Genomic DNA, 17,778 nt, shown 5'->3' with positions numbered 1-17,778 from the left:
TGTCAGCTTGCCTTTCGCTCCGCAAGCCAATCCTGCATCTGCAGTTTCCAATAGGTTAGCTGGGCGGCTGCGAGACCTGCGGCGCCTCCGGCCCAGACCAGCCCGAATTTTTCGAAGAGTTTGTAGCGGTCACTCTGTCCGCAAATGGCTTCGGCCACGATCTTTCCGCCGATCGCGGTTGTGTTCAGCCCGTGCCCCCCGAAGGCTGTGCAGTACCATGTAGCGCGGTCCAATTGACCGATCTGGGGCATCAAGTGTCTGGCGTAGGACATCAGGCCCGACCATGCCAACTCTGTCTTCAGTGAAGCAAGCTGAGGGTAGGTTCCAACCATTTCGTTGCGCAATTCACGGACTACGCCGGGCGTATCGGCTGCTCTCGTCGTGATGCGTCCGCCCCATAAAAGCCTGCGACCACCATCGATTACACGGTAGTAGTCACCGGCACGACGGTTATCACCAATCGCGGCCGTGGTGCGGATCGCCGACGCGATCAGTTCGGGCGCTTCTTCGCTCACCATCACATAGGTGGCAATGGGCAGATAGGCCCGTCTGATCTGGCTGACGAGCCCATCGGTGTAGCCACCTGTGGTGATCAGTATTTTGCCCGCTTTGACCTGCCCGCGGGCTGTTTTTATAAGCTTGCCATCATTGTGGTCGAGCAATTGGAGTACGCGGCTGTTCTCGAATATCCGTCCGCCGAGCCGCTCTATCTCGCAACCGAGCGCCCGCAAGTAGTTCAGCGGATGGATATGAAATGCATTAGGGTCGTAGACGGATTGAAAATAGCGTTTGGAATTCAGAATATTGCGCGTTTCAGCTGTCGGGTGAAAATCTATTCTGTAGCCATAATCGCGTTGAAGCGCTTCGGCATAATGTTTCAGGCTTTCACCGTCGTCATACCGGCGCACGCTCATAATGCCGGGAATGAGTTGGGCTTCTTCAATCTTCAGCGTGTCAATGTTCTGTCGAACAAATTCGACGCCTTCAATCGATAATTCATGAAGTGTTTTGGCAATCGTCTTGCCCGTGCGGGCAGCAATGTCATCGCCACCGGACGCGAAGCCGGGGCTGACAAATCCACCATTGCGTCCGGATGCGCCAAAGCCGATGCTTTCAGCTTCCAGGACAACGACTTTCTTGCCAGCTCGCGACATCTGCAACGCGGCCGACAAACCTGCAAGTCCGCCGCCAATCACTGCGACATCTGCTGTTGTTTCGCGTTCAAGCGTTGGACGCGCGAAATCGTCCGCCTTTGTTTGGCTGTAATAAGTGGCCGGATAAGTCATCGCAACACCAGGAAAAGCATATCGGATGAGCCATCGTCACGATGGCTCATTTCAATATTGATGTAAGGGTAATATCAGTCGGCGCTGTAGTCTTTGCCGTACCACTTTGCAGTGAGTGTCGCCAAAGTACCGTCAGACTTCATCTGCTTGATGATTTCGCCAATCTTGGCTGTCCAGTCTGGATCGTTTTTTTCGGCAATAACCACCAACGGCTCACGGAAAGCGTATTCACCTTCGATAATCTTTACGGGGTAGCCATTCTTGATGGCGTTCTGTGCCGTTTGCTCTGGAGCGATGATTGCATCGATGCGGACGCCATCACCCAGTCTCAGATCGTCGAATGGCAGCATGGAATCTGCGAAAGTGCGAATTTCGCCTGGTTCGAGCTTGTACTCAATCGGGGGAAGGCCGGGGGCATCGATTTCCAACTGCCGACGAGCGTAATCTTCTGAAGTCGTTGCGGTCTCGACACCGATGATTTTGCCTTTCAGGTCGGCGACAGATTTTGCCGCGCTGTCCTTATGAACGACATAGACATAGGGACTGTAGTAGTAGATGCCAGCAAAATCGATGACGTTAGCGCGGGCTTTGGTTGGCGTGACCGATCCGACGCCAACGTCATAACGACCCTGCCAACGACCACCTGTCAATGTTGCCCAGTCTGGTGTTTCGAAGGAAACGGTGACGCCAAGACGCTTGCCGATCTCGTTGGCCACGTCCACGTCGAAGCCTACCAACTTGTTGGAATCATCCAGAAAGCTCTGGGGCGGCCAGCCAGCATTGGTCGCGACAACCATGGCCTTTTTTTCCATGACGCGATCCAGCGTCTCTCCCGCATAGGCAGAGAATCCGGTAGCCAGAATAGCGCCTGCGATACCCATTATTGTTATGATTTTTTTCATTTTATCGAACCCCTCCTCTGGTTTGATGCATGAGCATTGCATAAACCCGGAAGCAACGGCTAGGCAGCCCAAAGAAGTAGGTTATGAAATTAGTGCATGATGATATGCAATTCTTGCAGAATGTGCGCTGAAGCCTGCTTGAGCTCGGGGTCGCTCGTGCGCGACGCCCGGATATGCTGAACGAAACCGTCTGATCGTCCGCTCCGTAACTTATTGATTGCGCACGGCCATTGCCGTGACTTCGACCCGCATTTCAGGCGTGGCGAGCCCGGCGACGCCGACCGCGCAACGAACCGGAAAAGGCTTTTTGAAAAAGCGCAGATAAACTTCGTTGAAGGCGGGGCGTTCATTGATGTCAGTCAGATAGATCGTCAGGTGAATAACATTCGCCAGACTGCTGCCAGCCTTTTCGAGCGATGCTTTGAGGCTGTTCAGCGTGCATTCGCTTTGGACTGTTATGTCGCCGGTTTCCATGGAACCGTCTGCCCGTATGGGGATATGGGTGGTCACCAGAAAATTGCCGATGCCTGCGACATCGGAAGAGATTTCGCTTTCGTCCGTATCCTCCAGAAAATAGGGCGGTGTGCTGTTTGTCATGGTCATTCTCCAAGAGGTTAGGCGTTTCTACAAAGTGTGAAGCGGTTTTCCGATAAGTTGTGCGCTAAAACAAGCAGGTAGAACATTTCCGTCGATTGAGCGAACCCGATCCAAGTGAGGTAGCAACAATGTGTACTGGTCGGGACGGGCATCCTATTGCGGTGGTGATCGGGCAGGTCTAAGAAACAGGTCGGAGGCGAGGAGGCTTCCATCAACGACGACCGGTTCTGGTCTGAAGGCAATCCATGACAGAAAAACATTCTCATCGCGGGCTTGTAGTTGCCGCGATTATGGCAAGCATGGCCATGATCGCCGTCGAGGCAACGATTGTGTCGACGGCAATGCCGCAGATCGCGGCGCAGCTGGGCCAGCTCAATCTCTACTCCTGGGTTTTCTCGTCATTTCTTTTGACACAGACAGCAACGACAGTCGTGTTTGGCAAACTGGCCGACATTTACGGGCGCAAGCCGGTGCTTGTTTTTGGTATTGCGCTGTTCTTGACCGCTTCGGTGCTGGCTGGTTTTGCGTGGTCGATGCCTTCAATGATTGTTTTCCGGCTGTTGCAGGGCGTCGGGGCGGGGGCAATCCAGCCTGCGGCCATGACCGTGGTGGCCGATCTTTTCCCTGGAGCGCAGCGCAGCAAGGTTCAGGGATACCTTGCAAGTGTCTGGGCATTGTCAGCCGTTGTCGGTCCGTTGCTTGGCAGTCTCATCATTCACAACTTGAGCTGGGCCTGGGTATTCTGGATTAATGTGCCGGTCGGTATTCTGGCGGCATCGGGCTTTCTTCTCTTTCTTCATGAGGAGAAGCGGACAAAGCCGGTATCGATCGATGTGCTTGGCGCAGCACTTTTCGCCGTCTCCATCTCCTCGCTGATGATTGCGCTCACCCTGATGGAGAGCGCGGTTTCGCTTGAAGGAATTCTGGCGTTCATTCTCTTTGCTCTTTCGCTGATTGCCTTCATCTGGCAGGAACGTCGCGCGAAGGAGCCTATGGTCGCACCGGACCTGTGGCTGAAACGTCCTATCGCTTTCTCCAATCTGGCGGTTTTTCTGGCCAGCATGTCGATCATGGGGCTGACGACATTCCTGCCGATGTATGTACAGACAGTTCTCGACCGTTCTCCTGTGGTCGCGGGCTTTGCCCTGACCATGTTGTTGCTGGGCTGGCCATGCGGTGCCACGATCGCATCACGGCAGTTCACGCGGTTCGGATTACGCCCGATCATGATCGCCGGAAGCATCTGCATTCCGATTGGCACCTCCCTGCTTGTCATGCTGACTCCATCAAGTTCAGCCACACTGGCTGGAACCGGTTCTCTGATCATGGGTTTCGGCATGGGGCTGCTCAACATTGGGGCGCTCATCCTGACACAGGATAGTGTGAGTTGGTCGGAGCGCGGCAGCGCCACGGCATCAAACGTCTTCTCGCGCAATTTGGGCAGTACGCTCGGAGCAGCCATTCTCGGTGCGGTGCTGACCTATGGTCTTGCCAACGCCAATCATGGCGAAGCGATTACGTCAGACCAACTTCGGGATCTGTTGAATGGCGCGGAGATGTTGATAGATCAGCAGGAGCTTCGGCTAGCGCTTCAACATGCCCTGCACGCAACTTTTGTAGCGATGATGCTTATCGCCGTTCTGATCGTGCCAGCCTGTCTTTGTGTGCCGGGGGTGAAAAAGACTTACGAAGAAAACGTGGTGACCTGACACGCTGCACTTTTAGCAAGTTAAGGGTTCAGTCGGCGATTGGTTCCAAGTCGGCTGAACTCGTGATCCTGCGGTAATCCGCACTGGCAAACCGTGGAACTTAGCTGACGCAAAATACGCCTTAAAAGCAAAAATCCCGGACAAAGCCGGGATTTTGTTGCTTATCTGATCGGAAAACTGGAGCGGGCGAAGGGATTCGAACCCTCGACCCCAACCTTGGCAAGGTTGTGCTCTACCCCTGAGCTACACCCGCTCGCGCCAGTCGTTTCCGTCAGGCAGGCGCTATATGAACTAACGCCCCGGAGATTGCAACAGGGAAATTACAGGAAAATGTCGTTTCAACGAAATTAGCTGCCGGTTAATTGATAAGTATCTGTAAATATTATTCTTTCCAGAATGCGTGTCGTGTTCTCTGCTGCGTTTTCTCGTCAAAGCAAGAAAAATGAGCCTCCACGGATAATGGAATCGGCTGTCAGAGGCGTGAGCGAGGCTGGTGCGTTTTGTGCGAACAATCCAATTTGCTTTGCATGGTTTCTAAGCCTCTATCCATGGTCTATAAGCGCTGTTGCAAGTCGTCGAAGCGTGAGGAGCGTGATGACATGCTCAACATATTCAATGCCGAACAGAATGGGGTGGAATCATGCCTTTGTCGCCGAGCGAACTTCACGATTATCTTCAGAAACTCGGTATCGAAGTGAAAACTGTCGAACATCCTCCCTTGTTCACGGTCGCGGATTCCCAAAGCCTGCGTGGTGAAATCCCGGGCGGCCATACGAAAAATCTCTTCCTGAAGGACAAGAAAGACAATTTCTTTCTCGTGACAGTCGAGGAGGACGCGGTGGTCGATCTGAAGTCGATCCATCAGCTGATTGGTGCGGCAAGCCGCGTTTCGTTCGGCAAGCCGGAAAAGCTGCTGGAATACCTGGGTGTGATTCCGGGTGCAGTTACGGTGTTTGGCGCGGTCAACGATACAGCACATAATGTGCAGGTCATTCTTGATGCTGATCTGATGAAATATGACGTCATCAACGGCCATCCGCTGACCAACGAAGCCACGACTTCCATCAAGCGCGAAGACCTCGTCGCTTTCCTCACTTCCACCGGACATGAACCGCGCATTCTCGCCGTTTCCGAAGGTGCGAAAGCGGACACTTCGGTATAAACTGATTTTCAAAACGGGCGGCTTTCTTGCACACGGCAATTGGCAATTGAAGTGAGAGGCGGGAGCGCTAAGTTACAGCGCAACTTGCTGAATCGACCGTCTTGAAATTGGCTTTTGAAGATACGAACTGAAAGAACGACACCGGCTTGTATGCGGACCGTCGCATCGGTCGGAAAATACGAAGGAATTTCTTATGACCAGCCAGAACAATCCTTATGCCGGTGCAGGTGGCCAGATGACGGCAAATGTTTCTTTCGGTTCGGCACCAGCCGCTGCCGGAGGAACTGATCTCGTCAAGGACACGACGACGGCAGGTTTCCAGGCGGATGTAATTACCGAATCCCGCAATCAGCCCGTGCTGGTGGATTTCTGGGCGCCATGGTGCGGACCTTGCAAGCAGCTGACACCGATCATTGAAAAGGCCGTGCGGGACGCTGGTGGTGCCGTCAAACTGGTCAAGATGAATATCGACGATCATCCGGCCATTGCCGGTCAGCTTGGTATTCAGTCCATTCCGGCGGTCATCGCTTTCGTCAATGGCCAGCCGGTCGATGGTTTCATGGGGGCCGTCCCTGAATCGAAGGTGAAGGAATTCATCGCCAAAATCGGTGGGCCGAGCGACGCGGAAGCGGCGCTTGCCGAAGCCATCACGGCCGCGAATGAGCTGATCGAAGCCGGTGATTTCGTTCAGGCGTCGGAGATTTTCTCGTCCATCCTTCATGCCGTTCCAGATAATGTCGATGCGATTGTCGGTCTTGCGACCTGCCTTCTGGAATCCGGCGATGCGGAAAAGGCGCGGGAAATTCTGGCCCAGCTTCCGGCTGACAAACAGAATGCGCCTGCCGTTCGAGCGCTGGAAGCGCGCCTTGCGCTGGCTGATCAGGTCAAGCTCATCGGTGATCCGATTGCGCTTGAGAAGCGAATTCAGGCTGATCCGAAGGATTATCAGGCCCGGTTTGATCTTGCGCAGGTGCGTAATGCACAGGGGCGGCGTGAAGATGCGGCTAGTGAGCTGCTTTTCATCATGAAGTCCGACCGCGAATGGAATGAAGACGGCGCACGCAAGCAGCTGCTCCAGTTTTTCGAGGCATGGGGCAATGCCGATCCGGCGACGCTCGGCGCGCGGCGCAAGCTGTCGTCGCTTCTGTTCTCCTGATCGCGAGCGGTCGGGAGCATGGCGGGCAAATTATGTTTTGTGCGCCATGCGGATTCCAACTGTTAGGGCGCATGTTTCGTGAGCCCTAATGCATGTCTCCCAAAAGTGGGAACCGGTTTTGGGGTAAAGACATGCATGAAAACAAAAGCTTAAAGCGTGTCGTAAGAGTACGATAAAAAGCGATATGCTTTTGAGGAGGTTGTAATGCAGGTGGGCAATGCCCGTTACAGAACGGGCGCCGATATACCCGAGACGGTGCCGGTTTTCCCGTTGAAGGGGGCGCTGCTTCTGCCCGGTGGCCAGCTTCCGCTCAATATTTTCGAACCGCGCTATCTGGCGATGATCGAAAATGCCTTGGCGGGCAAGCGCATCATCGGCATGATCCAGCCGAAAATCGATGGCGACGATGACGAAATGATCGATGAGCTTGATGAAAGCCTCCGTCCGCAATTGAGTAATGTCGGCTGTCTTGGCCGTATCACGACCTTTGCCGAAACGGGCGACGGTCGCCTGCTGATTACCCTGCAGGGTATCTGCCGATTTCGCGTGCGTGAAGAAATGCATTGCCGTCAGCCTTACCGGCAATGCCGGATCATGCCGTTTCTGGCCGATCTGGAGGAGGCGCGGGATTCGTCGGAAATCGACCGGGATGCTTTGCTGGGTGCTTTCCGCGATTATCTTGAAGCGCACAATCTGGAAGCCGACTGGGACAGTATTGCACGGGCAAACAATGAAACCCTCGTCAATGCGCTCTCCATCATGTCGCCTTTTGGCCCTGCAGAAAAACAGGCCCTTCTGGAAGCGCCCGATTTGAAGACGCGTGCAGCAACTTTGATTGCCATTACCGAAATGGTATTGGCCAGAGTAAAGGACGACGATTTCGGATCGCGGCTGCAATAAACTTCGGGAATAAGACAATGGACGACAAGACGCAAACCGGCAATATCGACGTACGTCTGCTGGAACTTCTCGTATGCCCGCTTACCAAAGGGCCGTTGGAATATGATGCGGAACATGGCGAGTTGATCTCGCGCAAGGCAAAGCTTGCCTATCCGGTCCGGGGCGGAATCCCGATCATGCTGCCATCCGAAGCGCGCAGTTTGACGGAGTGACCGCAGGCCGATTTGCAGATTGCGGGAACTCTGAAACGTCGAACTGTGTCTGCTTTATCGGCTGTTATATAATTTCTGTATAAGCCTCTATCTTTTTCATAAGTTTCAGCCATGCGCATTATTGCTTGTCGGACAACAGGGCTCTATAACCCTCGCGGAACTAGATAAAGATGGTTTCGGACGGCGTCATGCCATTCGTTACTGTCGTGAATTTGAACGCAATATTCTCGGCGAAACGGGTCCCCATTCTCCCGAATATGCGAAACAAAACAGAGGCTTGGCATTATGGCATCCAGAAAACTCCTTCTCCTGCCCGGCGACGGCATCGGCCCAGAGGCGATGGCGGAAGTCCGCAAGATCATCGCTTTCCTCAACTCGGGCCTCAATCTCGGCTTTGAAACCGAAGAAGGTCTGGTTGGCGGCTGCGCTTACGACGCGCACGGTCAGGCGATTTCGGATGCGGATATGGAGAAGGCGCTGGCTGCCGATGCCACGCTGTTCGGCGCTGTCGGCGGTCCGAAGTGGGATAGCGTGCCTTATGAAGTCCGCCCGGAAGCCGGTCTTCTGCGTCTGCGCAAGGACATGCAGCTTTATGCAAATCTGCGTCCGGCCATCTGCTACCCGGCGCTGGCTCATTCTTCGTCGCTGAAGCCGGAAGTGATCGAGGGTCTCGACATCCTTATCCTGCGTGAGCTGACCGGCGGCGTTTACTTCGGTGAACCGAAGGAAATCATCGACCTCGGCAATGGCCAGAAGCGCGGTATCGATACGCAGGTCTATGACACCTACGAAATTGAGCGCATCGCCGATGTCGCCTTCGAGCTGGCGCGCACGCGCCGCAACAAGGTTACGTCGATGGAAAAGCGCAATGTGATGAAGTCGGGCGTCCTGTGGAATCAGGTTGTTACCGCGCGTCACAAGGACAAGCACGCCGACGTTGAACTGGAGCATATGCTGGCTGACGCTGGCGGCATGCAGCTTGTGCGTTGGCCGAAGCAGTTCGACGTTATTGTGACAGACAATCTTTTCGGCGACATGCTGTCTGACGTTGCCGCAATGCTGACCGGTTCGCTTGGAATGCTGCCGTCGGCTTCGCTTGGTGCGGTTGATTCCAAAACCGGCAAGCGCAAGGCGCTTTATGAGCCGGTACACGGTTCCGCGCCGGACATCGCTGGCAAGGGCGTTGCCAATCCGATTGCAATGATTGCTTCGCTTGCCATGTGCCTGCGTTATTCGTTCAACCTCGTTGAAGAAGCGGATCGCCTGGAAGCGGCGATCGCACAGGTTCTGGATGATGGTCTGCGCACTGCCGACATCTGGTCGGAAGGCAAGACCAAGATTGGCACCGTCGAAATGGGCGATGCCATCCTCGACAAGTTTTCGAAGCTTTCCGCTCAATAAGCGTGACAAGACCGCTTGCTGAAAGCCCGCCATGCACTTCGCATGGCGGGCTTTTCTTTTTTGAATAAGTGCCCGATTTGAGGCTGTAAATTCATGCTGTGCTGCATAAGAATAGCGGCATGTTGTTCACGCTCCCAGATCAAAACAAACTCTACGATGCACTTGTCGCCCGCGATGCCGCTTATGAGGGCAGGGCCTATGTCGGTGTTGTCTCAACCGGAATTTTCTGCCGCCTGACTTGTCCGGCGCGGAAACCGAAACAGGAAAACTGCCGCTTCTTCGCATCGGTTGCCGAATGCATGGCCGACGGTTTCCGGCCTTGCAAAAGATGCCATCCGCTACAGCCCGCTGCGGAGGCGGAGCCTTCCGTCAAGAAGCTTCTCGACGCGCTTGAGGCCGATCCGGAACGACGCTGGAGCGAAGAGGATGTTGCCCGGATGGGGCTTGATGTCTCGACCGTCCGTCGCAGTTTCCGCCGTCATTTCGGAATGACATTTCTGGAAATGGCGCGGCAGGAACGCCTGCGACATGGGTTTCAGGCGCTTGCCGATGGTGGGCGCGTGATTGATGCCCAGATTGATGCGGGTTTTGAATCTCCCGAAGCTTTTCGTAGTGCCTTTGCACGTATTCTGGGGCTTCCACCCGGCAAATTGCGGGGTGATGGCTTGTTGCGCGCCGACTGGATCAAGACGCCACTTGGCACGATGATTGCGATCTGCGATGCACGAAGCCTGCATCTTCTCGAATTCGCTGATCGCAAGGCGCTATCTGCGGAACTGAAGAAGCTTTATGCTACCTGTCGCGGTGATCTGGGGATCGGTCGTTTCGATACGCATGATCACGTCGAGCAGCAGTTGAATGCCTTCTTTGACGGCAATTCTCCGAGGTTCGATTTACCGCTGGTGCTGCATGGCAGCGCATTTACGCAAGGTGTCTGGCGCGCGCTTCAGAATATCGGGGCAGGGGAAACGCGCAGTTACAGTGAACTGGCGCAGGCCATGGAAAAGCCGCTTGCCGTGCGTGCGGTCGCGCGGGCCAATGGGGCGAACCAGATTGCCATCATCATTCCATGTCATCGTGTGATCGGCGCGGACGGGTCACTGACCGGCTATGGCGGCGGTCTGTGGCGCAAGCAGAAGCTGATCGAGATTGAAGCGCAATATCGCCGATGAAACTCGGAGAAACATGAAAACGCCGCCCGATGGGCGGCGTTTTGCTTTGTGCAGCTGCGATGATTAGTCGAGTTTATGCAGGTCGACGCCCTTGGTTTCCTTGACGAAGATCATGCCGATTACGAAGGTGATAGAAGCGATGATGATCGGGTACCAGAGGCCGTAATAGATGTCCCCCTTGGCAGCGCTCAGTGCGAACACGCCAGCCGGAAGCAGACCGCCGAACCAGCCATTGCCGATGTGATATGGCAGCGACATGCCGGTATAGCGAATGCGGGTCGGGAACATCTCGACAAGGATCGCGGCAATCGGGCCGTACACCATCGTCACATAGATGACGAGGATAGTCAGGATGGCGATTGTCAGGAACCAGTTCACCTGTGCAGGGTCGGCAACCATCTTGAATGCACCGGCATTCGGGATGGTGTAGACGGCCTGATCGGTGCTGACGCCAAGGCCGTCAGCTTCGGTCTGGGTCAGAAGCTTCTGCTTTACCAGATCGGCAGCCGGAACCATGGCCTTGTCTCCACCACGGATTGCTTCGGCATTCAGCTGAAGTTCCGGATTGGCGGCGACGAATGCATCAAGCTTGCTGTCCGGCACTTTCGCAGCATCGCGAACGAGCGGGAAACCGGCTTTCTGCAGGGCGAGGTTCACGTCGTGAGACAGTGCCGACTGCTTGGCTGCAGCATCTGCTCCAGCCTGAACAGCGTCGTAGGACGTGATCGTGCTGTCACCGATCGTAACGGTTGCAGGGGTGCCAGCTGCTGCCGTCTGGACGATTTCATAAGGCACCGAACTCTTGGCGAGGAAGCTCGTCGCCACATCGCAAGACGTGGTGAACTTCGACGTGCCGGTGGCGTTGAACTGGAAGTTACAATCGCCAGGCGCTGCAGTAACAGTTGCCTTGATGGTCTGTTCAGCCTGAGCCAGAGCCGGATTCGCAGCACCGGTTAGTGCTTTGAACAACGGGAAGTAGGTCAGGGCAGCGAGCAGAAGGCCTGCCATGATGATCGGCTTGCGACCGATCTTGTCCGACAGCCAGCCGAAGAAGACGAAGCCGCCGGTGCCGATCAGGAGCGCGATAGCAACCATGATGTTTGCCGACTGGTTTTCGACCTTCAGAACGTTCTGGAGGAAGAACAGCGCATAGAACTGACCGCAATACCACACCACGGCCTGACCGGCGGTAAGGCCGAAGAGGGCGATGAGTGCGATCTTCGCGTTCTTCCACTGACCGAATGCTTCGGAAAGCGGAGCCTTGGAGGTCTTGCCTTCTTCCTTCATGCGCTTGAATGCGGGCGACTCGCTCATCTGCATGCGGATCCAGACGGAAATGCCGAGCAGGACGATGGAGACGAGGAATGGAATACGCCAGCCCCAGGCCGCGAATGCTTCCTTGCTCATCACGGCCTGAATGCCGAGAATGACCAGCAGCGACAGGAACAGGCCGAGTGTCGCCGTGGTCTGGATCCATGACGTGAAGAAGCCGCGACGGTTGTTCGGAGCATGTTCCGCAACATAGGTTGCAGCGCCGCCATATTCACCACCGAGTGCGAGACCCTGCAGCATGCGCAGGGCGATCAGGATGATCGGTGCGAAAATGCCGAGCGTGGCCGAGCCGGGCAGGATACCCACGAGGAACGTGGATGCGCCCATGATGACGATGGTGACAAGGAATGTGTATTTACGACCGACGAGATCGCCGATGCGTCCGAAGACGAGAGCGCCGAACGGACGGACGAGGAAGCCTGCCGCGAAAGCAAGCAGGACGAAGATGTTTCGGGTTGCTTCCGGGTATTCATTGAAGAAGGCCGCGCCGATGAAGGCTGCGAGTGTTCCGTAAAGATAGAAGTCGTACCATTCGAAGACGGTACCAAGCGACGACGCAAAGATCACCTTGCGTTCTTCGCTCGTCATTTTCTGCGTGCCGACGTCGGCACTTGACGAGACTGCCATTAATCTGTCCTCCCAAACAGAGCCCCTGACGGGCAAATGTAAGACGATCTTTCTTCACCGGGTAAATGAAGTTCGCCTGATGCGCCGGGAACAGTTCCTCTCAACTGTCCGGGCACTCTCCTCACACTTGCATGATGAACCGAAAAAGGGGATTCGTGCAGTAGTCTTTAGTATGAGACAGAATTGCCAGCTTGAAATACTGTCGTAGAGAGCGAGAGCCTTAAAAAATGCGCTTCTTGAAGAGGTAGAGAATTGACTCCATCTTTAAACCGCGTAAAAGCAGTGGCGAACGAAGGAGAACCCGCGTGGATCGCGTCAACGTAGCGTCAGTTTCGCTTGGAACTGCCGGCATTTTTGCCGGGGCAGCGCGCATGCCTTCGATTTCCAAAACACTCACGGCCATTACTAAAACGACCACGAAAACGGTCTGATTCCCTTGGCCTGCTCGCCCTCTCCCCGGGTCTGGCCCGGGGGCGGAAGTCCCGCGTGGCCTGCGGGGTTCCGAATCTGGAAGCGGAGAGGGACAGGAGACGAAAAATGGGTTTCAAGGTTGCAGTTGTCGGCGCCACCGGAAATGTCGGGCGCGAAATGCTCAATATCCTCGAAGAACGCGGCTTTCCGGCTGACGAAGTTGTAGCGCTTGCATCGCGCCGCAGCCAGGGCACGGAAGTGTCCTATGGCGACCGGACGCTGAAGGTCAAGGCGCTCGACACGTATGATTTCTCCGATACGGACATCTGCCTGATGTCTGCTGGCGGCGAGATTTCCAAGGAATGGTCGCCGAAGATCGGCAAGCAGGGCTGCGTCGTCATCGATAATTCCTCGGCCTGGCGTTATGACTCGGAAGTGCCGCTGATCGTGCCGGAAGTGAACCCGGATGCAGTCGAAGGCTTCCGCAAGAAGAACATCATTGCCAATCCGAACTGCTCGACGGCTCAGCTCGTCGTGGCTCTGAAGCCTTTGCACGATGTTGCCAAGATCAAGCGCGTCGTCGTCTCGACCTATCAGTCGGTTTCGGGTGCAGGCAAGGAAGGTATGGATGAGCTGTTCGAACAGTCGCGCGCTGTTTTCGTCGCCGACCCTGTCTCTGCGAAGAAGTTCACCAAGCGCATCGCGTTCAACGTGATCCCGCATATCGATGTCTTCATGGAAGACGGCTACACCAAGGAAGAATGGAAGATGGTGGCCGAAACCAAGAAGATGCTCGATCCGAAGATCAAGCTGACGGCGACGGCCGTTCGCGTTCCGGTCTTCATTGGTCACTCCGAAGCGGTCAATATCGAGTTCGAAAACCCGATCACGCCGGAAGAAGCACGCGAGATTCTGCGCGAAGCTCCAGGCTGCCAGGTTGTCGACAAGCATGAGAACGGTGGCTACATCACGCCTTACGAATCCGCTGGCGAAGATGCGACTTATATCAGCCGTATCCGCGAAGACATCACCGTCGAGAACGGTCTGGCTCTGTGGGTTGTTTCCGACAATCTGCGCAAGGGCGCTGCTCTCAACACGATCCAGATCGCTGAATTGCTGGTCGCGCGCGGCCTTATCAAGCCAAAGGCGCTTGCTGCCTGATCTACAGTACTCAGTACTGATATTAAAAAGCGCCGGTCACCCGGCGCTTTTTTGTTAGCGGGAAATGCTCTCCGCGAGATTGCCGCGTATATCGAGCAACCTTGTGCGCAAATCCTGCAACTCATCGATGGGTTGACCAAGCGCGCAGAACACCTGTTCAGGAATGCTCTCGGCTTCCCTGCGCAGTGCCTGTCCTTCTTCAGTCAATGTGATGCGGACCTGTCGCTCGTCCTGCGGGTCGCGTCGCCGCGTAATGCGTCCGGCGGCTTCAAGACGTTTCAGCAGCGGGGTCAGGGTTCCAGAATCCAGATTGAGCTTTGCGCCGATCTCAGAGACCGTCCGGTCGTCTTGTTCCCAGAGCACTATCATCACCAGAAACTGCGGATAGGTCAGATCAAGCTTGCTCAGAATTGGCTGGTAGGCGCGCGTCAGCGCATTCGCGGTCGAGTAGATCGCAAAGCAGACCATGTTGGAAAGACCGAGATTGGAATCCTGATCGTCGCGCTTCATAGTGATAACTCCTTGGCAAATACATACATCATGCGCAATTGGATTGCGCATCACATAATTGTGAAGTTAAGTTTTGCAAAATTAGATTGTGCACAATTTAACTATCTGCAAGTTTGGCTGCGGAGACAAACCAAAGGAGAAGCCCAAATGCCAATTCTGTACACAACCCAATCCACAGCAACCGGCGGCCGCACCGGCAGCGCCAAGACTGCCGACGGACGGCTCAGTGTCGTTCTCGATACGCCGAAGGAACTCGGCGGTTCGGGCGGCGAAGGCACCAATCCTGAGCAGCTTTTCGCTTCTGGCTATGCGGCCTGCTTCCTGGGCGCGTTGAAATTCGTTGCCGCCAAGGAGAAAGTTGCCATTTCCGCAGACAGCACCGTGACTGCGACGGTCGGCATTGGTCCGCGTGAAGATGGCACTGGCTTCGGGCTTGATGTGGCGCTGCAAGTGGCACTTCCGGGCGTGGACAAGGCGAAGGCCGAAGAACTGGTTCAGGCTGCGCATATTGTCTGCCCGTACTCGCATGCGACACGCGGCAATATCGATGTTCGTCTGAGCGTCGCTTAACAAAGAAATGCAAAAGGCGCCCGATGAGGGCGCCTTTGTTTTATGATATCTTCCGAATTTTAGTAGGAAGCCATACGATGACTATAATGCCTGATATTCGTGAGCTTCGTTCCACTTGCGAGCAAATGGAGGAGCGCTACCTTATAAATCCGACTATAGACGCCTCGTATCGTCGACTTGCTGATCGTTTTGCTGCGGACCTTACAGTCGAACGAGACATCTTGCTCAGTCGTTGTGCCGCGCTTATGGCGATCAAATTCTTGAGTGAGGATGCGGCGCTTTAAGTCAGCTCTCTATTTCCCTCAGGTGCTCAAGTGCAGCCTCAACCTGCCCGTATGCTTCGGTTCCCAACGGCAGGATCGGACGTGGTGGCTCGATTTTCGCGAGACCGAGAAGGTCGGCAATGACATACATGACGCGGAAACTGCTGTGGGTTTTGAACAGGTCCCAAAGCGGTGTGAAAGCTGCATTTATGCGTTCTGCCTCAGTATTGTTTCCGCTTTGCGCAGCGCGCGTCAACGCCAGAGCGGGGTCGGGAAGAAGTCCTGCAACCACGCTGTACCAGGCATCGGCACCAGCCAGCAGTGCATCCGCAGCCCCCCAGTCGCCGCTATAGCCGATCGCGAAGCTTGGCGGAGTTTCGGCACGCAGCTTTGACATTGCGCCTTCGTAATCGCCATTTGCGGGCAGAGGCATCTTGATCGCGCTGATATTCTTCACACTGGCAAGCCGTGCAATCAGTTCGTCGTTGAAGATGAACTTTGTCGTGCCGGGATTATTGTAGATGCAAAGGGGAAGATCGGTCGTCTCGGCAACGGTCTTGAAGTGCTGGAAAACCTCGTCTTGCGTCAGCGGCGTATAGGAAACAGGCGCCAGCAACAGCCCGTCTGCACCGGCATCTGCTGCGTCCCGGGCCAGCGTCTGCGCATCATCCGTCCGCAACACGCCGACGCCGACGATGATCGGTGTTCTGCCGCCGATAAATCTGACGGCGGTATTGATCGTATGCAACCGCTGTTCCCGCGTGACAAAGGCATAGCCGCCAGTACTTCCCAGAAGACCGATAGAATCCGCTCCCGCCTCGTGAATGCGCTCAAGAAAAACGCAGAGCGTATCCTCAATGAGTTTGCCATCGGTGTCGTTTGGTGTCAGCGGAAAGGCTGAAAGACCTTTGAAGAGTTTCATGGTGCTCTTTCTCAATCAGGTTAGCGCGACAGAAGCAGGCGGATACCGGCAAGGCCAAAGACAGCCGCGAGGACGCCTTCGATCCAGCGACGCGCACGACGATAGAGGCGCACCATTGGCATAGTGGAAAATATGATGGCATAGCCGCAGAAAATGGTGATGCTGAGCACGATGCAGCCACCCAGAAACGCCGCCAGATGTGGCCATGAAGAGTTGGTGCCGAGTCCCAGCGTAACCAATGCGATCCAGGACAGGATGGACTTCGGGTTTGACAGATGCATCAGAAGTCCACGGCGATAAAGCTCGCCATGGGACAGAATTGCTTTGCTGCTGGAAGCTCGCATAGCCAATGCTTTGTCTGATGTCATGGCCGCGCGTCCGGCCTTGAAGGCAAGATAAAGCAGATAAAGTCCGCCGAAGATTTTCAGGATGAACAGAGCTTCGGCAAATCGTGTGAGGATGGCCGAGACGCCAGTCGCAGCCATCACGCCCCAAAAAAATGGAGCCTGTAACGACACCGGCAGCAAAGACAAGCCCTGATTTGCGGCCCTGGTCCATGGCTACGCCCATGATCCGCATCGTACTCGGACCAGGGCTGCCAGCTGCAATGATGTAAGTCACATATACGAGGAGGAGCTGGTAGATGGCGGGGGAAATGCTCATATCGCTACTCTAGTGGATTGAATTTGACGTTTGATACCCGTCCAATATAGATCTCGTTTCAAACATCAAACTCGAAAAATCCACTAGATTCATAAGGTTACTAGTGGTCTTTTTGATTTCGACATTTGCTCGGCGCTCATATCCCAAGGATGCAAATGTCGGAATCAGACCATTAGTTGCATCAAGAGAATCCATAGCATTCTCTCCATGCAATATCTGTATGCGATTGTGCCAGAATCCGAGGAAGAACTGCCAGAACTGCCGATGGTTTCGTCGAAAACGACAAATTCAGACAGCCATCTCGGCTGTGCGGCTTTACTCTGCCTGCGCCTCGATATTTTCCATATCGTCATCGGACAAGCCAAAATGATGGCCGATCTCGTGGATCAGAACATGGGTGATGATATCGCCCAGCGTTTCTTCATGTTCGGACCAATAGTCAAGGATCGCACGGCGGTAGAGCGTGATGCGGTTGGGGCCTTCGCCGGTCTGCAGGCTGAAACGTTCACCGATGCCACGACCTTCGAAAAGGCCGAGCAGATCAAAAGGCGTTTCCAGCCCCATATCCTCGATGATCTGATCGTCAGGGAAATCGGCGATCTGAATAATGATGTCGCCGCACAACGCACGAAACTCCTGCGGCAGATGCGCAAGAGCTTCAATCGCGATGGATTCGATTTCGTCCAGCGAGGGCGAGAGACGTCCCGCCCAGTCACCGCTTTGATCTTCTCGGGCCATTCCAGCCAATCGTGTCCTATTCACTTGTGCAGGCCACCAAACCTGCGACCGAGCATTCTGGCCGAGTATATATAGTGCATACCG

General features: G+C 55.0%; 16 protein-coding genes, 1 tRNA gene and 1 pseudogene. 9 read left to right on the top strand and 9 right to left on the bottom strand.

Translation table 11 applies throughout. From position 1 onward, the window contains the following. Positions 1 to 2: 2 nt before the first annotated feature. The 3 genes from FG152_RS15210 to FG152_RS15200 form a co-directional block, all read right to left on the bottom strand. Positions 3 to 1,286 carry an NAD(P)/FAD-dependent oxidoreductase gene (locus FG152_RS15210; protein WP_010658476.1) on the bottom strand — a complete coding sequence of 428 codons (1,284 nt, stop codon included), beginning with the start codon at positions 1,284 to 1,286 and terminating at the stop codon, positions 3 to 5. Between the two features lie 74 nt (positions 1,287 to 1,360). After that, positions 1,361 to 2,188, bottom strand: a complete 828-nt coding sequence (locus FG152_RS15205) for a transporter substrate-binding domain-containing protein (protein ID WP_012092708.1) — start codon at positions 2,186 to 2,188, stop codon at positions 1,361 to 1,363. Between the two features lie 210 nt (positions 2,189 to 2,398). After that, positions 2,399 to 2,785, bottom strand: a complete 387-nt coding sequence (locus tag FG152_RS15200; protein WP_010658478.1) for a RidA family protein — start codon at positions 2,783 to 2,785, stop codon at positions 2,399 to 2,401. Positions 2,786 to 3,030: 245 nt separating this feature from the next. On the opposite strand from FG152_RS15200, the gene FG152_RS15195 reads away from it, so the two are divergent. Continuing rightward, on the top strand, positions 3,031 to 4,494 hold the full coding sequence (locus FG152_RS15195) for an MDR family MFS transporter (protein ID WP_010658479.1): 1,464 nt from the start codon (positions 3,031 to 3,033) through the stop codon (positions 4,492 to 4,494). A gap of 178 nt (positions 4,495 to 4,672) precedes the next feature. On the opposite strand, the gene FG152_RS15190 is transcribed toward FG152_RS15195, so the two are convergent. Beyond that, positions 4,673 to 4,747 (bottom strand) — tRNA-Gly (locus FG152_RS15190). Positions 4,748 to 5,134: 387 nt separating this feature from the next. Between FG152_RS15190 and FG152_RS15185 the strand changes: the two genes are divergently transcribed. The 6 genes from FG152_RS15185 to FG152_RS15160 all read left to right on the top strand — a co-directional run bounded on the left by FG152_RS15185 (position 5,135) and on the right by FG152_RS15160 (position 10,497). Beyond that, positions 5,135 to 5,656 (top strand): prolyl-tRNA synthetase associated domain-containing protein, encoded by a 522-nt coding sequence (locus FG152_RS15185; RefSeq protein WP_010658480.1) that lies wholly within the window; start codon positions 5,135 to 5,137, stop codon positions 5,654 to 5,656. Positions 5,657 to 5,849: 193 nt separating this feature from the next. Continuing rightward, on the top strand, positions 5,850 to 6,812 hold the full coding sequence (trxA, locus tag FG152_RS15180; protein ID WP_010658481.1) for a thioredoxin: 963 nt from the start codon (positions 5,850 to 5,852) through the stop codon (positions 6,810 to 6,812). Positions 6,813 to 7,016: 204 nt separating this feature from the next. Then, positions 7,017 to 7,712 (top strand): LON peptidase substrate-binding domain-containing protein, encoded by a 696-nt coding sequence (locus FG152_RS15175; protein WP_010658482.1) that lies wholly within the window; start codon positions 7,017 to 7,019, stop codon positions 7,710 to 7,712. Positions 7,713 to 7,729: 17 nt separating this feature from the next. Next, on the top strand, positions 7,730 to 7,924 hold the full coding sequence (locus tag FG152_RS15170; protein WP_010658483.1) for a Trm112 family protein: 195 nt from the start codon (positions 7,730 to 7,732) through the stop codon (positions 7,922 to 7,924). Between the two features lie 285 nt (positions 7,925 to 8,209). Further along, positions 8,210 to 9,325: a 3-isopropylmalate dehydrogenase gene (leuB, locus tag FG152_RS15165; protein ID WP_010658484.1), complete on the top strand. Its 1,116-nt coding sequence runs from the start codon at positions 8,210 to 8,212 to the stop codon at positions 9,323 to 9,325. Between the two features lie 119 nt (positions 9,326 to 9,444). Continuing rightward, positions 9,445 to 10,497, top strand: coding sequence for a bifunctional transcriptional activator/DNA repair enzyme AdaA (locus FG152_RS15160; RefSeq protein ID WP_010658485.1), 1,053 nt, complete (start codon positions 9,445 to 9,447; stop codon positions 10,495 to 10,497). Positions 10,498 to 10,560: 63 nt separating this feature from the next. Here the strand turns inward: FG152_RS15160 and FG152_RS15155 are convergent, their stop codons facing one another. After that, positions 10,561 to 12,456: an MFS transporter gene (locus FG152_RS15155; RefSeq protein ID WP_010658486.1), complete on the bottom strand. Its 1,896-nt coding sequence runs from the start codon at positions 12,454 to 12,456 to the stop codon at positions 10,561 to 10,563. 537 nt (positions 12,457 to 12,993) lie between these two features. Between FG152_RS15155 and FG152_RS15150 the strand changes: the two genes are divergently transcribed. After that, positions 12,994 to 14,028 (top strand): aspartate-semialdehyde dehydrogenase, encoded by a 1,035-nt coding sequence (locus FG152_RS15150; RefSeq protein WP_010658488.1) that lies wholly within the window; start codon positions 12,994 to 12,996, stop codon positions 14,026 to 14,028. A gap of 54 nt (positions 14,029 to 14,082) precedes the next feature. Here FG152_RS15150 and ohrR read toward each other — a convergent pair whose 3' ends face one another. Continuing rightward, entirely contained in the window at positions 14,083 to 14,538 is a 456-nt protein-coding gene (gene ohrR, locus FG152_RS15145) for a transcriptional regulator OhrR (RefSeq protein ID WP_010658489.1), read from the bottom strand. A 147-nt stretch (positions 14,539 to 14,685) separates the two neighbouring features. On the opposite strand from ohrR, the gene FG152_RS15140 reads away from it, so the two are divergent. After that, positions 14,686 to 15,108, top strand: coding sequence for an organic hydroperoxide resistance protein (locus FG152_RS15140; protein WP_010658490.1), 423 nt, complete (start codon positions 14,686 to 14,688; stop codon positions 15,106 to 15,108). Positions 15,109 to 15,393: 285 nt separating this feature from the next. Here the strand turns inward: FG152_RS15140 and FG152_RS15135 are convergent, their stop codons facing one another. The 3 genes and pseudogenes from FG152_RS15135 to FG152_RS15125 all read right to left on the bottom strand — a co-directional run bounded on the left by FG152_RS15135 (position 15,394) and on the right by FG152_RS15125 (position 17,694). Continuing rightward, a complete protein-coding gene (locus tag FG152_RS15135) occupies positions 15,394 to 16,293 on the bottom strand; it encodes a dihydrodipicolinate synthase family protein (protein WP_010658492.1) in 900 nt (299 codons plus the stop codon). A 20-nt stretch (positions 16,294 to 16,313) separates the two neighbouring features. Then, a pseudogene (locus FG152_RS15130) lies at positions 16,314 to 16,956 on the bottom strand (LysE family translocator). A gap of 315 nt (positions 16,957 to 17,271) precedes the next feature. Further along, on the bottom strand, positions 17,272 to 17,694 hold the full coding sequence (locus FG152_RS15125) for a metallopeptidase family protein (RefSeq protein WP_012092734.1): 423 nt from the start codon (positions 17,692 to 17,694) through the stop codon (positions 17,272 to 17,274). Between the last annotated feature and the right edge of the window lie 84 nt (positions 17,695 to 17,778).

The organism is Ochrobactrum sp. XJ1, assembly GCF_024701725.1.
GTDB lineage: Bacteria > Pseudomonadota > Alphaproteobacteria > Rhizobiales > Rhizobiaceae > Brucella > Brucella anthropi.
Note: the sequence above shows the minus strand (reverse complement) of the source record. Positions and strands in the feature narration are given on the sequence as shown.